The sequence below is a fragment of the Aliiroseovarius sp. PTFE2010 genome (assembly GCF_049943335.1).
Lineage (GTDB): Bacteria > Pseudomonadota > Alphaproteobacteria > Rhodobacterales > Rhodobacteraceae > JBNFVY01.
Genome location: NZ_JBNFVY010000001.1, coordinates 523,391 through 541,800 on the forward strand (window position 1 = coordinate 523,391; position 18,410 = coordinate 541,800).

At 59.0% G+C, this 18,410-nt stretch carries 20 protein-coding genes; 11 read left to right on the forward strand and 9 right to left on the reverse strand.

Annotated features, from left to right (window positions below):
• Positions 1-20: 20 nt before the first annotated feature.
• Positions 21-659, forward strand: coding sequence for a hypothetical protein (locus ACP2AV_RS02540; RefSeq protein WP_426371080.1), 639 nt, complete (start codon positions 21-23; stop codon positions 657-659).
• Here ACP2AV_RS02540 and ACP2AV_RS02545 read toward each other — a convergent pair.
• Together ACP2AV_RS02545 and ACP2AV_RS02550 are read right to left on the reverse strand one after the other, a co-directional pair.
• Positions 635-961, reverse strand: coding sequence for an AzlD domain-containing protein (locus tag ACP2AV_RS02545; protein ID WP_426371081.1), 327 nt, complete (start codon positions 959-961; stop codon positions 635-637). The genes ACP2AV_RS02540 and ACP2AV_RS02545 overlap by 25 nt on opposite strands.
• Positions 958-1,665 (reverse strand): AzlC family ABC transporter permease, encoded by a 708-nt coding sequence (locus ACP2AV_RS02550; RefSeq protein ID WP_426371082.1) that lies wholly within the window; start codon positions 1,663-1,665, stop codon positions 958-960. The genes ACP2AV_RS02545 and ACP2AV_RS02550 overlap by 4 nt, the downstream gene beginning before the upstream one ends.
• Positions 1,666-1,740: 75 nt before the next feature.
• On the opposite strand from ACP2AV_RS02550, the gene mobA reads away from it, so the two are divergent.
• Positions 1,741-2,334, forward strand: a complete 594-nt coding sequence (gene mobA / locus ACP2AV_RS02555) for a molybdenum cofactor guanylyltransferase MobA (protein WP_426371083.1) — start codon at positions 1,741-1,743, stop codon at positions 2,332-2,334.
• Here mobA and ACP2AV_RS02560 read toward each other — a convergent pair.
• Positions 2,315-3,379: a hypothetical protein gene (locus tag ACP2AV_RS02560; RefSeq protein WP_426371084.1), complete on the reverse strand. Its 1,065-nt coding sequence runs from the start codon at positions 3,377-3,379 to the stop codon at positions 2,315-2,317. The genes mobA and ACP2AV_RS02560 overlap by 20 nt on opposite strands.
• Before the next feature lie 28 nt (positions 3,380-3,407).
• Positions 3,408-3,878: a transcription elongation factor GreA gene (gene greA / locus ACP2AV_RS02565; protein ID WP_426371085.1), complete on the reverse strand. Its 471-nt coding sequence runs from the start codon at positions 3,876-3,878 to the stop codon at positions 3,408-3,410.
• A gap of 269 nt (positions 3,879-4,147) precedes the next feature.
• On the opposite strand from greA, the gene ACP2AV_RS02570 reads away from it, so the two are divergent.
• The 3 genes from ACP2AV_RS02570 (at position 4,148) to ACP2AV_RS02580 (ending at position 8,457) form a co-directional block, all read left to right on the forward strand.
• On the forward strand, positions 4,148-5,797 hold the full coding sequence (locus ACP2AV_RS02570) for a 4Fe-4S dicluster domain-containing protein (protein WP_426371086.1): 1,650 nt from the start codon (positions 4,148-4,150) through the stop codon (positions 5,795-5,797).
• Between the two features lie 100 nt (positions 5,798-5,897).
• On the forward strand, positions 5,898-7,607 hold the full coding sequence (locus ACP2AV_RS02575) for a tetratricopeptide repeat protein (protein WP_426371087.1): 1,710 nt from the start codon (positions 5,898-5,900) through the stop codon (positions 7,605-7,607).
• Positions 7,597-8,457 (forward strand): 4-(cytidine 5'-diphospho)-2-C-methyl-D-erythritol kinase, encoded by an 861-nt coding sequence (locus ACP2AV_RS02580; protein WP_426371088.1) that lies wholly within the window; start codon positions 7,597-7,599, stop codon positions 8,455-8,457. Before ACP2AV_RS02575 ends, ACP2AV_RS02580 begins: the two co-directional genes overlap by 11 nt.
• Here the strand turns inward: ACP2AV_RS02580 and ACP2AV_RS02585 are convergent.
• Positions 8,450-9,448: a polyprenyl synthetase family protein gene (locus ACP2AV_RS02585; RefSeq protein WP_426371089.1), complete on the reverse strand. Its 999-nt coding sequence runs from the start codon at positions 9,446-9,448 to the stop codon at positions 8,450-8,452. The two genes, ACP2AV_RS02580 and ACP2AV_RS02585, sit on opposite strands and share 8 nt — an antisense overlap.
• A gap of 53 nt (positions 9,449-9,501) precedes the next feature.
• On the opposite strand from ACP2AV_RS02585, the gene ACP2AV_RS02590 reads away from it, so the two are divergent.
• The 3 genes from ACP2AV_RS02590 to ACP2AV_RS02600 all read left to right on the forward strand — a co-directional run bounded on the left by ACP2AV_RS02590 (position 9,502) and on the right by ACP2AV_RS02600 (position 10,755).
• Complete coding sequence (locus tag ACP2AV_RS02590) at positions 9,502-9,714, forward strand: DUF2007 domain-containing protein (RefSeq protein ID WP_426371090.1); 213 nt, start codon at positions 9,502-9,504, stop codon at positions 9,712-9,714.
• Positions 9,698-10,462: a tRNA1(Val) (adenine(37)-N6)-methyltransferase gene (locus ACP2AV_RS02595; RefSeq protein WP_426371091.1), complete on the forward strand. Its 765-nt coding sequence runs from the start codon at positions 9,698-9,700 to the stop codon at positions 10,460-10,462. The genes ACP2AV_RS02590 and ACP2AV_RS02595 overlap by 17 nt, the downstream gene beginning before the upstream one ends.
• 125 nt (positions 10,463-10,587) lie before the next feature.
• Complete coding sequence (locus tag ACP2AV_RS02600; RefSeq protein ID WP_426371092.1) at positions 10,588-10,755, forward strand: YdcH family protein; 168 nt, start codon at positions 10,588-10,590, stop codon at positions 10,753-10,755.
• A 497-nt stretch (positions 10,756-11,252) separates the two neighbouring features.
• Here ACP2AV_RS02600 and phbB read toward each other — a convergent pair whose 3' ends face one another.
• The 3 genes from phbB to ACP2AV_RS02615 form a co-directional block, all read right to left on the reverse strand.
• On the reverse strand, positions 11,253-11,975 hold the full coding sequence (phbB, locus tag ACP2AV_RS02605; RefSeq protein ID WP_426371093.1) for an acetoacetyl-CoA reductase: 723 nt from the start codon (positions 11,973-11,975) through the stop codon (positions 11,253-11,255).
• A gap of 318 nt (positions 11,976-12,293) precedes the next feature.
• Positions 12,294-13,469: an acetyl-CoA C-acetyltransferase gene (locus ACP2AV_RS02610; protein ID WP_426371094.1), complete on the reverse strand. Its 1,176-nt coding sequence runs from the start codon at positions 13,467-13,469 to the stop codon at positions 12,294-12,296.
• A 151-nt stretch (positions 13,470-13,620) separates the two neighbouring features.
• Entirely contained in the window at positions 13,621-14,457 is an 837-nt protein-coding gene (locus tag ACP2AV_RS02615; protein WP_426371095.1) for an EAL domain-containing protein, read from the reverse strand.
• A 284-nt stretch (positions 14,458-14,741) separates the two neighbouring features.
• On the opposite strand from ACP2AV_RS02615, the gene ACP2AV_RS02620 reads away from it, so the two are divergent.
• Complete coding sequence (locus ACP2AV_RS02620) at positions 14,742-15,986, forward strand: PAS domain-containing protein (protein WP_426371096.1); 1,245 nt, start codon at positions 14,742-14,744, stop codon at positions 15,984-15,986.
• Here the strand turns inward: ACP2AV_RS02620 and ACP2AV_RS02625 are convergent.
• Positions 15,983-16,534: a TlpA disulfide reductase family protein gene (locus ACP2AV_RS02625; RefSeq protein WP_426371097.1), complete on the reverse strand. Its 552-nt coding sequence runs from the start codon at positions 16,532-16,534 to the stop codon at positions 15,983-15,985. The two genes, ACP2AV_RS02620 and ACP2AV_RS02625, sit on opposite strands and share 4 nt — an antisense overlap.
• 23 nt (positions 16,535-16,557) lie before the next feature.
• On the opposite strand from ACP2AV_RS02625, the gene argH reads away from it, so the two are divergent.
• Positions 16,558-17,949 (forward strand): argininosuccinate lyase, encoded by a 1,392-nt coding sequence (gene argH, locus ACP2AV_RS02630; protein WP_426371098.1) that lies wholly within the window; start codon positions 16,558-16,560, stop codon positions 17,947-17,949.
• Positions 17,946-18,128 (forward strand): argininosuccinate lyase, encoded by a 183-nt coding sequence (locus tag ACP2AV_RS02635; protein WP_426371099.1) that lies wholly within the window; start codon positions 17,946-17,948, stop codon positions 18,126-18,128. The genes argH and ACP2AV_RS02635 overlap by 4 nt, the downstream gene beginning before the upstream one ends.
• The last annotated feature ends 282 nt before the right edge of the window (positions 18,129-18,410 follow it).

An 18,410-nucleotide genomic window follows, 5' to 3' on the forward strand; every position in this document is an offset into this window, starting at 1 on the left:
CGCGTTTCGGGGGCGGGTGAATGACGATGTTGCGTACACTCGCCGCTGCTGCGGGCCTTGCATTGTTGGCTGGGTGCGAGGTGCCTGAGGAAAATTCGGCCAGCCCGGCTGAGGTATCCCAGGCCGCCTATCAGCACGCGGGTCCCCCCGCGCTGACCCTTTATACCGTCATCAACAACTATTCGGGCGCCGGGGCGCATTCGGCGTTGATGGTCAACGCAGACCAGCGGGCGATCTACGATCCTGCGGGTACCTTCTATCACCCCCACCTGCCCGAAGTCGGTGATGTGCACTACGGGATGAGCCCGCCTGCCGTCGATTTCTACATCGATTACCATGCCCGCGAGAGCTTTCGCGTCATCGAGCAGACCATCCCGGTCACGCCCCGCCAAGCTGCAATCGCTATGGCAGAAATCCAGCGCTACGGCGCGGCGCCCAAAGCCCACTGCACTGTTTCGGTTGCCTCCATCCTGTCGCGCGTACCGGGATTCGAGGATACCCCGTCGACGTGGTTTCCCAAGAAGTTGATGGAGGCGGTCAGCGACCGTCCCGGCGTGATGGTTCGTGAAGTGCGCGATGACAGCAAGGATGACAATTCGGGCCTGTTGCAGGCGCCCGCACTGTTGCACCAGCGTCAGAAAACCCAAAGCCCCACATAAAGCACGACCACCCCCGAAATGAATCCCTTCATCACGCTGCGCGTCGCCAGGCCGATGACAATCGTGAGCAGCGCCGCCAGGCCGCGCGCCGGATCGAAGCTGCCGCCGGTGGCAGCGGGCCATAGCACAAGCGGGGCAACCAGCCCCGGCAGGACGGCGACAGGCGTGTAGCGCAACGTGCGCATCAGCCAGGCGGGCAGGGGCCGATCCCCGATCAGACCAATGAATGAATAGCGGATCAGAAACGTCCCGGCACCCAGCAACGCGATAATCAGCCAGATTTGACCGGTTGAATAATTCATGCGCGTCGCTCCATCAGAGTTTCCGTAACCGAACCAACCAAGAGCGCCGCAATGGCTGCGACGATCAGGCCGGTGCCATAGGGCAATCCGCTGAGCGCCAAGGACAGGACCACCGAAGTCACGGCGGCCGCCGCGTGGGCCCATGTCCGGATCGCGGGCGATACCATCGACAGGAACGCAAGCGGCATGATGAAATCCAGCGCCAGTTTCGGCGTCACCAAAGTTCCCGTCAGCACCCCGGCAACGGATGCCGCGTACCAACAGCCGCCTAGTGGCAGAAAAGTCCCGACGAAATAGGCGAACCGGTCAAAGGCCGACACGTCCCTGTGTTTTTCATAATCCAAAGCGGCCAGCACATAGCTTTGGTCGACCAGCATATAGGCCAAGAGCATACGCCGCGGCACACCCAGCCCGCGCAAATAGGGCGCCAGGGCCGCTGAATACATGGCCATGCGCATGTTGACCGCCAGCGCCGTCGCCACGACGATCAGCAACGGCGCGTTGTCGATCATCTGTGTGACCGCGGCAAACTGGGCTGCCCCCGCGATGACGATGAACGAAAACCCTAATGCCTGCAGGGCTGTCAGCCCGGCCTCGGTGCTGACCACGCCGAAGAGCAGGGCAAAGGGGATGGTCACCAGAACGAATGGCGCGCCGTGGCGCAACCCTCGACGGAAATGCGGGTTTTTGAATATCAGTGGCATAGGGGGCCGACTATGAAATTGCGTCAGGTATTCAAACATATTCCCCCGCGCTGTCACAAATGACAAACTGTATTCATGGAAAACAGGAAACCGAACCCAGCCCCGCCAGACGCTGTGATCCTGGCCGGCGGAACGGCGCGGCGCATGGGGGGCGGCGACAAGTGCCTGTTGCCACTGGGACAGCAGCGCGTGATTGACCATATTTTGCGCCGATTACGTCCCCAGGTGGCGCGTGTTGCGGTGTCGGCCAATGACGAGCCGAGCCGGTTCGATTTTTATGGCCTGCCGGTATTGGCCGACGATGTGCCAGGGGATGGGCCTTTGGGCGGCGTCGTGTCGGCGATGGCTTGGGCCGACGGGCGTCATGTGCTGACCGTACCCGGCGATTGTCCTTTTTTGCCTGTCGATTTGGTTGAAAAGCTTGCCCAGCATGACTTTGCCCTTGCCGCATCGCCATCGGGTTTACACCCGACGATCGGGCTTTGGCCCACCGCGTTGGTGGATGAGGCGCGGAACGCTTTGCGGCAAGGCCAGCGCCGGTTGCGTGCCTTTGCCATATCTCACGGCGCAAAGATCGTGGATTTCCCAGACGACGACGCCTTTTTCAACGTAAACACGCCAGAAGACCTGGCCCGGGCCGAAAGGCTGGTCAGTCAAATGTCCCAGTGACACGCCCAAGCAGCATGAAGGCCCGGGCGCTTCGGGTGTCGGTCATCTGGCTGATTTCCTGATCCGAGGCGGTGGTCTCGAATTCGGCAAGTGTTTGATCGAACTTGCGCAGGAAATGATGCACGGCATCGCGGAAAATCGGATCCTGCCGCATCCGCCCTGCGGCCAGAGCCAGTGACGAGCGATCCCGAATGCCGCCCAGAGGGGATATGGTTCCGCCACGTTCGCCCGTCGCGAATTTGCGCCAGATTTCCGGGCGCGCGCGGTCCGGCTGCAAGTCGTCCATATAGATCCCTTCTTGGCTCAGCAGGGTCAGCACGTCCTGCGCGGCCTGGATCAGGGGGCTGACCTTGGGATCGGACAGGGCCAGACGCAGGGCACGAAACCCGTCGCGGTCTTCGGCCGATTCCGGAAAATTCAGTGCCTGGATAAAATCAGACACCGAAAGGGGCGGCGTCAACGACTCGCCGGGCGTTTCAAAGGCCAAGGTTGCCTGTTCCTGCGCGGGGATGGGCGCTGGAATCGCGGCCTTGTCGCGGATCGGCCGCGTTGACGGTCTGATCGAGGTGAAAGTGGCGATGGCGTCTTCGGTCTTGCGTTGCGCAGCCGCGATTTCTTCAAGCTTCTTTTCAACGCTTTTGGACGCGGTGGTGGAATTGGCTTGCTGCATTTGCAGGTAGCTCTGGCGCATGGCGCCGATCGCCGCGTGCAGGCGTTCGCTTTCCTCGCGCATCACGCGGGTTGATCGCGCGGCGGCTGCGGCCACCCAAATCAGCGCAATGGGCAGAAAAATCGCAAGAAATATCATGACCAGACGCAACGGCCCGCTGACAGATTGCGTCGTGGCATCAGGACCAAGCACCAAGAAAAACAGCGCCGAGCCCAACAACCACAGGATCGTCAAGCCGATGGCAATGATTTCGCCGGCGTCCAGCTTGTCGCGTCCACCGGAACGCTGATGGTAGACGCCCAAGCTGACGGAAGGCGGCTCGGTCACGGTGCCGCCTGTGTCGTGCTGGCGTTGGTCAGTCTGGCTGTCGCCCATGGTGCACGGCCTTATCTATACGTGTTCGTCACTTGTATGTGATGGATAAGACTTCGTAGTACTTTTCGCCACCCGGTGTGCGCACTTCGACGCTGTCGCCCTCTTCCTTGCCGATCAAGGCGCGGGCGATGGGCGATTTGATGTTCAACAGGCCGTTTTCGATGTCCGCTTCATGCTCGCCGACGATCTGATATGTCTTTTCATCGTCAGTTTCCTCATCCACGATCGTGACGGTGGCGCCAAACTTGATCGCGCCGGACAGTTTGGACGTATCCACAACGTCGGCCCGCCCGATCACGCTTTCAAGTTCCTTGATCCGCCCTTCGATAAAGCTCTGCTTTTCCTTTGCCGAATGATATTCCGCATTTTCCGACAAATCACCATGCTCACGCGCTTCGGCGATGGCTTTGATGATGGCAGGACGCTCGACGGACTTGAGGTGTTTGAGCTCTTCGTTCAGCGCAGTGTGACCTGCGCGGGTCATCAGGATTTTTTCCATGATACGGACTCGGACATAGTGCAACGCGGCGCGCTGGATTTGAAACAGCGCGCCGCGCAAGCGGTGATAGGTTTATCAGAATAACTGACCCCAGGCGAAGGTCGAATGCAACCGGCATTTTATTTCGGCATTGGATTGCCCTGCATTTTTGGGCCATATATCTGTCTGACCCATCATTGCGATTGACGCTGCAAAGCGGCATGCGTTAGTCAGGCGCGAAAGAAAATTACCCGCAGCCCCGTCTGCGACTGCGAAATGTGAGGTGACCGATGGCCGAAGTCGAACGCGAAAGCATGGAATACGATGTTGTGATCGTCGGTGCCGGTCCGGCTGGCCTGTCGGCAGCGATCCGCCTGAAGCAACTCGATCCCGAAATCAACGTGGTTGTTCTGGAAAAGGGCAGCGAAGTTGGTGCGCATATCTTGTCGGGGGCGGTGCTGGATCCGTCTGGCCTGACGCGTTTGATCCCCGACTGGAAAGAAAAAGGCGCGCCCTTGAACGTTCCTGTCAAGGAAGACAACTTTTATATCCTGGGGGCGGCTGGTCAGGTTCGCTTGCCGAACTTCATCATGCCGCCGCTCATGAACAATCACGGCAACTACATTGTGTCGATGGGCAACGTCTGCCGCTGGATGGCTGAGCAGGCCGAAGAACTGGGCGTAGAGGTCTTCCCCGGCATGGCGTGCTCGCAGTTGGTCTATGGTGACGACGGCGAAGTCAAAGGCGTCGTGGCAGGGGAAATGGGCCTGAACCCTGATGGCACACCCGGCCCCAGCTATGAGCCGGGAATGGAACTGCACGGCAAATATGTGATGCTGGGCGAAGGCGTGCGCGGGTCGCTGTCCAAGGAAGTAATCGCCAAATACGACCTGGCCGCTGATTGCGATGTGCCCAAGTTCGGCCTCGGGATGAAAGAAATCTGGGAGGTTTCGCCCGACAAGCACAACGAGGGCGAGGTGACCCACACCATGGGCTGGCCGCTGGGCTTCAAGAACGGCGGCGGCAGCTTTGTTTATCATCTCGACAACAATCAGGTGTATGTCGGGTACATCATCGATCTGAACTACAAGAACCCGTACCTGTTCCCTTATATGGAATTCCAGCGGTTCAAGCACCATCCCAAGATCGCCAAGCTGCTGGAAGGCGGCAAGCGCGTGGCCTATGGCGCGCGGGCAGTGACCAAGGGTGGATACCAGTCGATCCCGCAAACGGCGTTCCCGGGCGGCACGCTTCTGGGCTGTTCGGCGGGGCTTGTGAACCTGCCGCGGATCAAAGGCAACCACAACGCCATGCATTCCGGGATCGAAGCAGCCGAAGCGGCCTATGCCGCGATCCAGAGCGGCCGGTCGGGCGACGTGCTGGAAGGTTACGATGCCGCACTACGCAAAGGTGTCGTAGGCAAAGACCTGAAAAGAGTGCGCAACGTCGCGCCTCTGAACGGCAAGTTCGGCCCCTTGGGCGGTATGGGAATCGGCGGGTTCGACATGTGGTTCCAGACGATTTTCGGCTTTTCGCTGCTGGGAACCGTCAGCCACGGCAAGACCGATGCCGCCTCGACCGAAGAGGCCTCCAAGCACAAGCCGATTGACTATCCAAAGCCCGACGGCGTTTTGTCCTTCGACCGGCTGACCAACGTCAGTTTCAGTTTCACCAACCACGAGGAATCGCAGCCCGCGCACCTCAAGCTGAAAGACGCCAGCGTTCCAGTCGATGTGAACCTGCCCAAGTACGCGGGGCCGTCCGCGCGTTATTGTCCGGCGGGCGTCTACGAGTTTATCGGCGAAGGCAAGGACGCAAAGTTCCAGATCAATTTCCAGAACTGCGTGCATTGCAAGACCTGCGACATCAAGGATCCGGCGCAGAACATCAACTGGACGACGCCGATGGGCGGCGATGGGCCAAATTACCCCAACATGTAACAGTTGTGTCAGTGGGCGCGCTTTGGTGCGCGCCTGCATTGCACCGCTGACGCATCGACACTAGGCTTGCCGCGATACGTACACCCGAGGAGCCAAGCCCGTGCCCCAGCGTTTCGCGCTCAAATCAACGATATTCGCGGCGGCGCTGTGCGCGTTCGCATTGCCCGGGGCTGCTGAGACGCCAAACCCGGGTGCCTACTTGGCGGCCCGCAGCGCGGCCATTGCCAATGATTTTGAGAAATCGGCCACCTATTATGCAAAAGCGTTGGCCTTCGATTCCAAGAACCCGGCCCTGATGGAAGGCGCAATAGCTGCGCAGATTTCCTTGGGGAAATCGTCCAAAGCAGTAGCAATTGCGCGCCTGTTGGTCGATGCCGCGCCTGACAATCAGATCGCGAACATGGTGATTCTGTCCGAAGCGGCAAAGGCCGAAAACTACGATCTGATCCTCGAAACGATTGATGCCGACCATGGGGTCGGCCCTTTGGTCGATGGCTTGCTGGGCGCTTGGGCTGCAGCCGGGCAGGGGCAGGTCAATGACGCGCTGGCACGGTTTGATGCGGTGGCCGAGTCGCCGGGGCTGAAGAACTTTGGTCTTTATCACAAGGCGCTGGCCTTGATTCTGGTTGGTGACTTTGAAGGCGCGGCCGAAATTTTCGACAGCGGTGCATTGCCTCCGACCCGGCGCGGGATCATCGCACAGGCCGAAGTGCTGAGCCAACTGGACAGGCACGACGAGGCCGTTGAACTGATCGATGCCATTTTCGGCGGACAGTTGGATCCGGGCATGCAGGCCATGCGGGATCAGCTGGTCGCGAAAGAGGCACTGCCGCGCAGCGCCGTACGCAGCGTGCAGGATGGCATGGCCGAAGTGTTCTTTTCGGTCGCATCGGCGCTCGATGGCGAGGCAGACGATGCCTATTCATTGCTCTATGCCCGGATCGCCGAGGAGCTTCGGCCTGATCATACCGACGCGCATTTGCAGGCAGCTGTCTTTCTGGAACGTCTGGGCCAGTATGATCTGGCTGTCGAAGCCTATCGCGCCGTCCCGCGGGATGCCGGGGCGTTTTATGCCGCCGAACAGGGGCGCGCGGATGCATTGCGCCGGTCGGGCCGCGAAGACGCGGCGATCGAGGTTCTCAAACAACTGGCCATTTCCCATGCCGACATCCCCGCGGTCCATGTGACGCTTGGGGATTCGCTCCGCGCGCAAGAGAAGTATGACGCAGCAATCGAGAGCTATGACAGAGCGATTGAGGCCTATGGGGAACCTGAGGCGCCGCAATGGGCGGTCTATTTTGCTCGTGCCATCTGCCATGAGCGGATGAAGAACTGGGACCAGGCCGAAGCAGATTTCCGCATGGCGCTGGAACTGCAACCTGATCAGCCGCAGGTGCTGAATTACCTTGGCTATTCCTATTTGGAAATGCAGACCAACTATGAAGAAGCCTTGGAGATGATCGAAAAAGCGGTCCAGCAGCGCCCCAACGACGGCTATATCACGGACAGTCTGGGCTGGGGGCTTTACCGCGTCGGGCGCTATGACGAAGCGGTGGTTCAGATGGAGCGCGCGGTTGAACTGATGGCTGTTGATCCGGTCGTCAATGATCATCTGGGCGATGTTTATTGGGCTGTGGGCCGCTATCGCGAGGCCGAGTTCCAATGGCGTCGTGCCTTGTCGTTCATCGACCCCGAGGACAGCCAGAACGAAGCCGACCCGGACCGTATTCGCCGCAAGCTTGAGGTCGGCCTGGACAAGGTGTTGGCCGAAGAAGGGGCTGCGCCGTTGAAGGTGGCCAATGGCAACTGAGGCGATTGCGCCGGCCAAAATCAACCTCTGCCTTCATCTGACCGGGCTGCGCGACGACGGCTATCACCTGCTTGAATCGCTGGTGGTCTTTACCGATTTCGGAGACGTGATCCGTGTCGAGGCAGCGGATAGGCTGCAGCTGACCGTCACGGGGCCTTTCGCAAACGGCGTGCCAACGGATGACCGCAACCTTGTCATGAAAGCTGCGCGGCTCTTGCAGCGTCGTCATGGGGTGACACAGGGGGCGCAAATTAGCTTGCACAAGGAATTGCCGCATGGGGGCGGTATTGGCGGGGGATCATCGGATGCTGCGGTGGCGCTGCGCCTGCTGGCCGCGTTGTGGGGCGTGCCCGTGCCAGGCAACGCGGCTGCGGCGCAACTGGGCGCAGATGTTCCGGTTTGCCTGCATGCACCACGACCAGTGATCATGCGCGGGATCGGAGAGGACATCGCCCCGGTCGCGCTGCCACAGTCCTGGCTGGTCCTTGTGAATGCCGGGGCCCATGTCGATACCGCGCGTGCCTTTGCCAAATATGACCAGCAACACGATTTCAGTCCCGACGGGATTGACCCGTTGCCGGAAAATTCCTGTCTGGACGATTTCGAAACGTGGCTGCTCGGGCAGCGCAACGATTTCACCAAGGTGATACGCCAAGAAAACATGGCCCCTGTGGTTGGTGAGGTGTTGGATATGCTTTGGGCTGATCCGGCCTGCCGGGTTGCCGAAATGTCCGGGTCGGGCAGCACCTGTTGGGGCATGTTTGCATCAGAAACGGAAGCCGCGGCCAGCGCTGAACGCCTTCAGCGCCAGCACCCAGATTGGTGGATACGCGTCAGTGCAATCAGGTGATACGCGCGACCACGTAGTCAGCAATGTCGTGCAGCATCGCGCGGATGGGATGATCGGGCAACGTGGATAGCGCCTGCTTGGCGGTATCGGCCCAAACCAGTGCTTCCGCACGCGTCGCATCAAGGGCGCCGTGTTTGGCCATCAACGCCAGCGCCGCGTCAAGATCCCCGTCCCGCTGATCACCTTTTTCGATGGTCCGCTTCCAAAAGATCATTTCGTCGGTGTCGGCATGGGCAACGGCCTTGATCAACGGCAGGCTCATTTTTCGCTCGCGAAAATCGTCGCCAACGTTCTTGCCGGTCGCAGCTGACCCCCAGTAGTCCAAAAGATCATCAACGATCTGAAAGCAAATCCCCAAAGCGTCGCCGTATTCGAACAGCGCCTTTGCCATATCCTCATCTGCCTTTGCCAAGACGGCGCCCGATTCAGTTGCCGCCGAAAACAGGGCTGCGGTCTTGCCGCGCACGACGGTCAGATAGGTATCCTCGGTCGTGGAAAGGTCCTGGGCAGTGGTCAATTGCAGAACTTCCCCTTCGGCAATCGTGGCCGAAGCGTTGGACAGGATTTCCAACACGCGCATGTCGCCCGGCGCGACCATCAACTGGAATGCGCGGGCGAACAGGTAATCGCCGACCAGGACGCTGGATTTATTGTCCCATAGCAAATTGGCGGTCGGCCGCCCCCTGCGCTGTCCGCTTTCGTCAACAACGTCGTCATGCAAAAGCGTTGCAGTGTGAATGAACTCAACGGTTGTGGCCAGCTTGACGTGGTCGTCGCCGTCGTAGCCGCACAGGCGCGCGGTAGCCAGGACAAGCATCGGGCGCAAACGCTTGCCACCCGCTTCGATCAAATGTGCTGTCACCTGGGGAATGCGCGGCGCGTGGCGAGAGGCCATTCGATCGCGGATCATCGCATCAACAGCAGCCAAATCATCGGCCAGAAAGGCCGCTAACTGCTCGTGCGGTTTTTTGACGGCCGTATCCAACCCCATGTCGGTTCGTCCCTGCCTCGACAATATGCAACCAATCCCGGTACACCGTTTACATGAAAGAACTTTTGCGCAGCAACGACCCAACCGTGATCGCCTTTGCCAAGGCGCTCCTTCAAGGCGAGGATATAGCCGTCTTTGAATTGGACGTCCATACAAGCATACTTGAAGGCAGCATAGGCATCTTGCCGCGCCGCCTGATGGGTGCAGACTTTGACTTGTTCATGGCGCAGGCGATTCTGAAGGAAAACAATGTCACTGCAGACTGATAGTCAGACGGTGGATGCGTTTCTGGACGGGCGGGTCCAGTTAACCCAGCCGCGCAAGGGATATCGGGCGGGCGTGGACCCGGTTCTTTTGGCTGCGGCCGTCGACACGCGGGGTGGGCAGTCCGTACTCGAGCTTGGATGTGGCGTGGGCGCGGCCTTGTATTGTCTCAATGCGCGGGTTCCGGGGTTGTCACTGACGGGTATTGAGCGGCAGCGCAATTATGTCGACCTGGCGCGGATAAATGCCCAGCAGAATGGGGCAGAAGCGCGGATTGTCGCGTGTGACCTGACCGCTTTACCGGCTGAAATTCGGCAGGAACGATTTGATCACGTTATCGCCAATCCGCCCTATTTTCATCGCGCGCGCGGTACAGCTTCGCCGCTGCCTGCACGCGAAGAGGCCATGGGCGAGGAAACGCCGCTTGAGACATGGGTCGCGGTCGCTGCACGCCGGCTTGCACCCAAGGGCTATCTGACAATGATTCAGAATGCGGCGCGGCTGCCCGAACTTTTGGCAGCGGTGTCGGCTCGGCTCGGGTCCGTTGCGGTGCGCCCTGTCTCGGCGCGCTGTGGACGTGCGGCCGGTCTGGTCCTGCTGCAAGCGCGCAAAGGCGGGCGCGCCGAGTTTCGTATGCTGGCGCCGCTGATCATGCATGATGGCGACAAACACCTGGCAGATCGCGATGACTATTCCCCATTGGCACGCCAAGTATTGCGCGATGGCGCACCTTTGGCATGGCAGGACTAACCTTTTGGTAACGAAATGTCCGGCACACTGATCTCCTCGGTGCTTTGCGACGGAAACGTGACAAGAATCGGAAAGTGTGGTGCACTGAGGGTATTCGCCAAGAACGAAACAGAGAGGAGTTTCCCATGAGCTTGAGTTCACACCTGCAGGAACTGAAGAAGAAGCACGAATCTCTTTCCACGCGGATCGAAAAAGCGCAGCGCGCGCCTGGGGTAAACGGTCTGGAAATCGCTTCACTGAAGAAGCAGAAGCTGCAACTCAAGGACCAGATTGAGCGCCTTCAACACGTTTAATCGCATGGGCAGTTGCCGTTTCGGACAGGCAAAGGTCCAATCCAGCTGGCAACAAGACCTTGGATGTCTTCGTCGGTTCCTTCGGTGATTTGCTAGTTTTGCGCGGATCATCGGACGGGGCCGATGCCGTGGCCTGATCTGTTTTGTTCTGCCGCCTCTCAACGTGCGCGGCGGCTCGACCGACAATGGTAGAAGGGTCCGGGGGTTGCGCAGGTGGTTTGGTGCCGCCAGCAATCGGCGGTCGCCTTTGCTGCCCCTCTAGAGACGTGTCATAAAATGGCGCACCACTGGTAGCGCTATGATGTGCATTCGCGCGCTGCGATGAAGCGAATTTGACTGCGTAGAGTCCGAAGTCAGGTCCACCCATATGCTGTTAACGTGAAAAAGCTTGGGCCGGACCCCGCACAGGGGGGGCGCCCCGGCAGAGCTGACCCAAGCAAAAGGCCGCCCGTACTGGGCGGCCTTCGCATCTATCTCATTGTATTGTAGCGGTGATATCAGACGACAAACTGCGCGCCGTTGGCAGAAAGTGTTGAGCCGTTGATAAACCCGGCGTCATCGGATGCAAGAAATTCCACGCAACGTGCAATTTCTTCAGGCTCGCCCAAACGCCCGGTCGGGATCTGGCTGATGATGCCTTCCCGTACTTTTTCCGGGACAGCCATCACCATGTCCGTCGCGATGTACCCAGGACAAATCGCGTTGGCGGTAATACCTGCGCGCGCGCCTTCCTGGGCCAGCGACTTCACAATGCCCAGATCGCCCGCTTTGGTGGCAGCATAATTGACCTGCGCAAACTGCCCTTTCTGACCATTGATCGAACTGATGACGATCACGCGGCCGAATTTGCGTTCGCGCATACCGGGCCAAACGGGATGAACCGTGTTGAATACACCGGTCAGATTGGTGTCGAGGACCTCATGCCATTGCTCGGGGGTCATCTTGTGGAACGGCGCATCGCGGGTGATACCGGCATTCGCGACGACCACGTCGATCGGACCCAGATCGGCTTCGACCTGAGCGATCCCGGCCTTCGATGCGTCATAGTCGGCGACGTTCCACTTGTACGTTTTGATGCCGGTTTCGCCGGTGAACTTGGCGGCGGCCTCGTCGTTGCCCGCATAACTTGCGGCAACGGAATAGCCAGCCTCTTTCAGTCGCTTGCTGATTGCGGCGCCTATGCCGCGGGATCCACCCGTCACAAGTGCTACTCTGGCCATCTTTTCCTCCTATCTGATACAAGTCGCTTTGTAATTCTGTTACTAAAACCATATCGTTTGCGCAACATTCTTGCTTCCCAAAAATCAGGCTTTCGACTCAAGGTCAAGCGCTGCTTTCGCATCTTGGGCCCCCTGCGCCCACGTGTCCCGTAGTTTTTGCGGATCCGTGAAATGCGCCGGTGCTGACAAAGGGTTGTCATGAACCCACCTTGTCAAAAGCAGCGCAGGCCGCCGCCGGAAAAAACGATTTGGTCTGGATTTATAGGAAGAATCAGCGCCGAAGAAAACGGGCAGACCACTTGGTCCGCCCGTCTCCGCTCAGTCGCGCGCGACGCACAGGGCGACGCCCATCCCGCCGCCAATACACAAGGTTGCCAAGCCTTTCTTGGCGTCCCGGCGCTGCATTTCGAATAACAGAGTATTCAATACACGGCACCCTGACGCCCCGATGGGGTGGCCGATGGCGATGGCCCCGCCGTTGACGTTCACAATGGCCGGATCCCAGCCCATGTCCTTGTTCACGGCACAAGCTTGAGCGGCAAAGGCTTCGTTGGCTTCGACGAGGTCCAGATCTTCTGGCTTCCACCCTGCTTTTTCCAGCGCTTTGCGCGAGGCGTGGATTGGCCCGACACCCATGATCGCCGGATCAAGCCCAACGGTCGCGTAGCTGACTATGCGGGCCAAAGGCTGTATGCCGCGTTTTTCGGCGTTCTCAGCGCTCATCAAAAGCACGGCGGCAGCGCCGTCGTTCAGGCCCGAGGCGTTGGCAGCAGTCACGGTGCCGTCTTTTACGAATGCGGGCCGAAGCTTTTGCATGGCTTCCATTGTCGCGCCGTGGCGGATGTATTCGTCGTTTTCCATGATCGTCTCGCCCCTGCGGGACTTGATGGTGAACGGAACGATTTCGTCGGCGAATTTCCCGGCTTTCTGGGCGGCTTCAGCCTTGTTTTGCGAGGCGACGGCGAATTCGTCCTGCTGATCGCGGGTGATCTGCCATTTGTTTGCGACGTTCTCGGCGGTATTGCCCATGTGGTAGCCGTTGAACGCGTCCCACAAGCCATCACGGATCATCGTGTCGATGAACTTCATATCGCCCATCTTGTGGCCTTGGCGCAGGTTGGCACAATGGGGGGCCATCGACATGTTTTCCTGACCGCCCGCTGCAATCACATCAGCATCGCCTAGCAGAATGTGCTGGGCGCCAAGTGCAACGGCCCGCAGACCTGATCCGCAAACCTGATTGATGCCCCACGCGGCGCTTTCCTGCGGCAGGCCGGCGTTGATGTGTGCCTGGCGCGCCGGGTTCTGGCCCTGCCCCGCGGTCAGAACCTGTCCGAGAATGGTCTCCGATACGTCGGCCTTGTCGATGCCCGCGCGTTCTACGATAGCCTCGAGGACGGCGGCGCCAAGATCATGGGCAGGTGTATTGGCGAAGGTTCCGCCAAAGCTGCCGACAGCCGTGCGCGCGGCAGATGCAATTACAACGTGAGTCATGATGTTTTCCTCTTACGGGTCAACGGCAGGCACGCCAGAGGCGTGTCAATTGCCCCTTTCGGAATCTGCCAGATACCTTTTGCTAAGCTGCAATTGCAGCATATACAATGTTGAGGATCACTTTGCGGAACGTTTACCCAAACAGATGTGACTAGCCGGCCATCTGGGCATTGACTTGTGGCAACCAGCTGGGACGGATCGTTGGGACGCCAAAATAATGGCCCTGCATGCAGTCGAGGCCCGCGTCGATCAGGAATTCCGCATCTTCGCGGTTTTCCACGAATTCAGCGACAGTGAACATTTCGAAATGCTGGGCGATGGACACCAACGCGTTGGTTAAAACCTGGTTGTCAGGATTGCTCGCCACACCGCGAATAAACTGGCCATCGATCTTGATGATGTCGAAATAGAATTCCTTGAGGTACCGAAAAGCGGTGTAGCCGGCGCCGAAATCATCCAGCGCAAAGGCGATGCCTTTCGACTGCATTTCGTTCATGAAGACATTCACCAGATCGGGCATGATCATTGCCGAACTTTCGGTGATTTCCAGGATCAGCCGCTCAGCGATATCTGGCTGTCTCGCCAGCCCGCGCTTGAGCGCTTCGCGCCATTTGGGATAGCCGATTGATCGCGCGGACATATTGATTGAAAGCCGCAACCCCGGCACTTGCGCCAGGGTTTTCAGGCCCAATTCGATAGAATGGCAATCAAGGATGCGGCCCATCTCGTGGGTTTCGACCGTCTCCATGAAATCTTTGGCTGGTATAACCCGGCCGCTGGTATCCACGACGCGTATCAAACCTTCGTAGAACGCGACGGTATCCGGACGCATGGACGACACCACCGGCTGATAGGCCAGCATGACCTGTTTTTGCGCCAAAGCTTGCCGCACCATGACCATGGTGTCGCGGTCACGTTGGGAAACCGCCAAGGACAACGGGCTTCCCATTTCTGTTTCATACGCGTTTTGCTGTAGTCCACCCGACATTCCACATCTCCCACAGATTGCTTATGCCCAAATTGCGCCATGTGGACTAACAGGCGGTAAAACGTAAAATTGGGTACGATCTGGACAGGTCCCGTGATCAGGCGGCTTAGTGGTTGTTTTTACATGGAAAATCACCGTATCGTCCGGATTTCGTGATATTTTTCCGCAATTTCTAAACAAATACGCTGTCTGCGCGCGCGCCGATGCCCCGCGCGCACGGATTAACCTTACTGAAATGGCTGTGGAGTTAGACAGACGCAAACGGCCCTTTGACCGAGGTACAGATGTTAGATCAATCTCAAACCCTTTCCAATCGCCCCACATCTGGTGAGGCGCCATTCCCGATAAAGGATGTGTTCTTCTCTCGCACGGACACAAGCGGGATCATTGAGGCATTCAATGGTGCTTTTTCCAGTGTGGCTGACTATCCGCCATCGGATTTGCTGCGCGCGCCGCACAAAATCCTGCGCCACCCCGATATGCCAAAAGCGGTGTTTTGGCTGATGTGGGACGCGATCAACGCGGGGCGCCCGTTTGGTGCCTACGTCAAGAACAGGGCGCGCGACGGGCTGCATTTCTGGGTGTTTGCCGTGGTCATACCGGTCGACGGTGGCTACGTTTCTGTCCACCTCAAGCCGACCAGCGATCTGCTGCCCATGGTCGAGACGCTATATGGCGACCTGGTCAAGAAAGAACACGAAAACAACCTGGATCCGGAAGAAAGCGCCGCGCGATTGAATGACGCTCTGAAATCACACGGGTTTTCAGGCCATGATCAGTTTCAGGCCGAGGCTCTGATGCGGGAAACGAAGCTGCGCGACGTCGCTTTGAAGCGTTCCGAAGATCGCCAAATTACCGGACTATCCGAGATCGTTCAAAGCCTTAGGGAAATGCGCAAATCAAAGTCGGAACTGGGCACGCATTTCGAAGCGGTCAAGGCGATTCCGAACAACCTTCGCATCATGGCGTCACGGATCGAACCTTCCGGTGGACCCATCACGGCTATTTCCGCGAACTACAAATCGATGTCTGAAGACGTCGTTCAGCAACTGCACGATTTTTCCAGCGACAAAAGGCAGAATAAGGGGGTGCCCAGCAACCTCGACGTCGACGGTCTGTTCAACATGTGCGGGTCGCGCCTCATGCAAGACGTGATTGCGCAACTCGAAAGCGAAGGCACACAACCCGAAGGAATTGATTGCGCTGGCGAATCACAGCGTTTGCGCGATCTGGACCAAACCTGCCGGTTGGGTGCGGAAACGGCGTTGAAGCAAATTGTTGAACAGGTCCAGACCATTTCCCAGGAAGCTGAGGAATTGCGCAGAATGGTTGTCGGATTGGATTCAATTCGCGTCATGTGCCGTGTCGAAAGCGGCCGGATGGGGCATCAGTACGAAGGGCTGGTGTCAATCATCGAAAACCTCGACAAATTTCACTCGCTGATTGACCAAAAGCTCAAGGAAGTCGGCACGAAAGCGCAGTTGATAAACAAGGATGCCGAGCACCTCTCGCGGACCTGGGTGATTTAGTGACCCGCGATCAGAGTGGAAACAATGGCGCGTGCGCTGTCTGAATGCCAATCCGCATCACCGATCAGCCGCGCTATTTCCTGACCATCCCTGTCCAGAAGCACCGAAATCGGCAAGGCCATCACGCCCATTGAGCGCGCGGCCTTGCTGCGCGGATCCAAAAGGATCGGGAGGTTTTCGATATCGCGTTCGGAAAAGAACCTGTCGATCGCCGCCATTTTGTTTGGCCCGGTCGCAATTGTGACGACGTCAAAGTCGTCTCCGCCCAGTTCCGCCTGAAGCGCATCGAGCGACGGCATTTCCGTGCGGCACGGCGCGCAGTATGTCGCCCAGAAGTTCACCAACACGATCTTGCCACGGTAATCGGCCAATTCCACCGCGGCCCCGCCGCGGGTGGTCACGTTGACCGGGGGCGTCTGCTGGGGCGCATCATGGAAAATCAGCTTTTGCATCGTTCCGTCGCGCAAAGCCGCAAGATCAGACCCAAGCGCAGGATTTGCGCCGAGCGCCAGCGCCGTATAAAGGACAGCGAACCGAAGCAATTTCATTCCCAACTCCCGGGTGATTCCGAATGACCGACAAGACCTCGAACGCCATGTGGGGCGGCCGTTTCGCCGCCGGACCCGATGCTATCATGGAGGCGATCAACGCCTCGATCGGGTACGATAAGCGCTTGGCCAAGCAGGACATCGAAGGCTCGCGCGCCCATGCCGCCATGTTGGCCGCGCAGGGCATCATCACTGATAACGATGCCAAGGCCATCCGGGAAGGCCTGCTCACGGTGTTGTCAGAGATCGAAAGCGGCGAGTTCCAGTTTTCGACTGCCTTGGAAGACATCCACATGAATGTCGAGGCGCGGCTGAAAGAGGTGATCGGCGAACCCGCGGGGCGCCTGCACACGGGTCGCAGCCGGAACGATCAGGTCGCGACGGATTTCAAACTCTGGGTTCGGGATCAGGCGGACGCGGCGATTGAGGGGCTTGAGGCGCTGATGAACGCGCTCTTGGCGCAAGCCGAGGCGGGCGCGGGCTGGGTGATGCCGGGCTTTACCCATTTGCAGACCGCACAACCCGTCACATGGGGCCATCACATGATGGCCTACGTCGAGATGTTCGCGCGTGATCGCAGCCGGTTTCAGGATGCGCGCAAGCGGATGAACGAAAGCCCCTTGGGGGCAGCGGCGCTGGCCGGCACCGGGTTCCCGATCGACCGGCACATGACAGCACAGGCCCTGGGGTTCGATGCCCCTGCCGCCAACAGCCTTGATGCGGTGTCTGACCGGGATTTCGCATTGGAATTCCTGTCGGCCGCGTCGATTTGCGCGGTGCACCTCAGCCGGTTTGCCGAAGAGCTGGTGATCTGGTCGTCTGCCCAGTTCCGGTTTGTGGCCTTGTCGGACCGGTTCAGCACCGGCTCGTCGATCATGCCCCAGAAGAAAAACCCCGATGCGGCTGAGCTGATCCGCGCCAAGATCGGGCGTATCCTTGGGGCGATGGTGGCGCTGTTTACAGTGATGAAGGGCCTGCCGCTGGCCTATTCGAAGGATATGCAGGAAGACAAGGAACAGGTGTTTGATGCCGCCGACAACCTGATGCTGGCTCTTGCTGCCATGACCGGGATGGTCAGCGACATGACCGCGCAACAGGACAACCTGCGCGCGGCAGCGGCCAGCGGATTTTCCACCGCAACGGATTTGGCCGACTGGCTGGTGCGCGAACTTGGCCTGCCATTCCGCGACGCCCATCACGTGACCGGCGCGCTGGTTGCCATGGCCGAAGCCAAGGGGTGCGATCTGCCGGAGCTGAGCCTTGACGACATGAAAACCGTTCACGATGGCATTACCGTTGGCGTATTCGATGTGTTGACGGTTGAAAACTCGGTGGCATCGCGCACAAGCTACGGGGGCACGGCACCGGAACAGGTGCGCGCGCAGGTTGCCCGCTGGAAAGAGGCTTTGGCGTGATCCGATTGTTGCCCTTTTTGGTACTGCTCGCAGCTTGCGGCGTTGACGGCCCGCCCCTGCGGCCCGAGCCCGAGGCGACAACCAAGGGCACCAAGATAACAGGCGAAACCTATTTTGGCTGGTCCCGCAAGGACGGGTTCAAGCAGCGTGTCGAAATGGACCTGCATATGGGTGGCTGAGGGCCGTATTTTTTTGGCGTGCGAACGAAGGTCACATCGCCGCCCCCAACGCATGCTTTGCGCGTTGGATCACAAAATCTGGTCACATTTGTCGGTTCAGATGATCCGAGCGCGTTTTCGGAACGCGGCTGAAACCACCCCGCCATTGTGCCAAGAATGATGTTCAGAAAGGCGGGCGTCAGTTCGACAAACCGGGAAATCTGGCTTTTTGGAAAGAAGGCAATCGGCGACTGCACCGCCTTCTTGATCGCAGTGGCCCGACCCGCCACCGCGCCAGCCGCA